This is a genomic window from Psychroflexus gondwanensis ACAM 44, from assembly GCF_000355905.1.
Lineage (GTDB): Bacteria > Bacteroidota > Bacteroidia > Flavobacteriales > Flavobacteriaceae > Psychroflexus > Psychroflexus gondwanensis.
On sequence record NZ_APLF01000044.1, the window covers coordinates 1 to 1,685 of the forward strand.

The following is a 1,685-nucleotide window of genomic DNA, read 5'->3' on the forward strand; positions in this document are numbered from 1 at the left end:
TTACTCTCTTTTCTTTTTTGCATCGCCCAAAAAAGAAACAAAAAAGACTAGGCTTATTTTTATGTCTTTGAAAACTACAAAAGCGGTTCCTCCACGCAAAGCAAACCGTTTCACTAGTGCTTTGCTCCATTTTCCTTTCTTCACCACTTTTTTGTTTTCTAACCTCCATAAAAAGTAGGCCGTTTTTCTTTGTATCGTGAAACTTGTCATTCCGTGCAAGGTGATAGTCGCGATGCGGAATCTGTTTAAGTAATATATTTAGGCTTTAAGTAATTTCTTGTTTAAGCTTTAGATAGAATTACTCTCTTTTCTTTTTTGCATCGCCCAAAAAAGAAACAAAAAAGACTAGGCTTACGAAATTCAGTCTAAAATTTACGTTTGCTGTCTAAATTTTAGAAACTCGGCTGGTAAAAACAGCCTCAAACAGTCTAAAATTTTACGTCATCTTCACTTTAATTTTTACGGCTTAATTTAGTAGGCCGTTTTCTAACTCTGTTGAAACTTGAAGCCTCAAGGCTGTCACTTCGAGTGATTTTCGATAGGAAATTGTATCGAGAAGTGCTTTGAAGTTAATGAAGATACTGAAATGAATTCAGCATGACAAAGCTTATCACTCACCTCTCACGGCTATTAGACCTTTCAATTAAGCTCTGGATAAAATTAGTGATTTCATTCATTTTTTGCATCGCCCAATCCCGAGGTGTCGGGAGAACCAACCTGCCTGCTCAACCGCAGGTAGGCAGGAAAATCTAGGCTTATTTTTCTTGAATACTATTCATTATTGCTTATTGTGTTAAGCAAAAATAGATAATAAATGCTTATTGCATTAAGCAGTATAATTTCAAAATTATTTAAACTCACCTCTCACGACTCTTCACTCACGGCTACCGACTCACGGCTCACCTGTCACTTCGAGCCTGTCTGCGTTCCTTGGTAGGCAGGTGATTTTCGATAGAAAATTGTATCGAGAAGTAGTTTGAAGTTATGAGATTAATCCAGCTTTCTATATCATTTACTCTCTCTTTTCTTTTTTGCATCGCCCAAAAAAGAAACAAAAAAGACTAGGCTGTTTGAAAAAAACTAGAAAATCCTAAGGAATCCCCAGCCACAGATGAAAAATAACTCATCACGCTAAAGCGTGATTCAAACAAATTTTCATCTCTTTTCCCAAGCTGCTTCCTTGATTTTTAACTTTTTTTCAATAGGCCGTTTTTCTTTGTATCGTGGAACTTGTCATTACGTGCAAGGCGGTAGCCGGGATGCGGAATCTCTCCCATTCCGTACAAGCGATAGCGCGATGCGGAATCTGTTTAAGTGATATATTTAGACTTTAAGTAATTTCTTGTTTAAGCTTTAGATAAAATTACTCTCTTTTCTTTTTTGCATCGCCCAAAAAAGAAACAAAAAAGACTAGGCTGTTTGAAAAACAACTAGAAAATCCTACGGAATCCCCAGCCACAGATGAAAAATAACTCATCACGCTAAAGCGTGATTCAAACAGATTTTCATCTCTTTTCCCAAGCTGCTTCCTTGATTTTTAACTTTTTTTCAATAGGCCGTTTTTCTTTGTATCGTGGAACTTGACGCCTCAAGGCTGTCACTTCGAGTGATTTTCGATAGAAAATTGTATCGAGAAGTGGTTTAAAGTTATGAGATTAATCCAGCTTTCTATATCATTTACTCTC

1 protein-coding gene is annotated in these 1,685 nt (G+C 36.6%); it reads right to left on the reverse strand.

The features are described from left to right. Positions 1-210 (reverse strand): hypothetical protein, encoded by a 210-nt coding sequence (locus tag PGOND44_RS15655; protein WP_003446326.1) that lies wholly within the window; start codon positions 208-210, stop codon positions 1-3. Positions 211-1,685 lie beyond the last annotated feature (1,475 nt).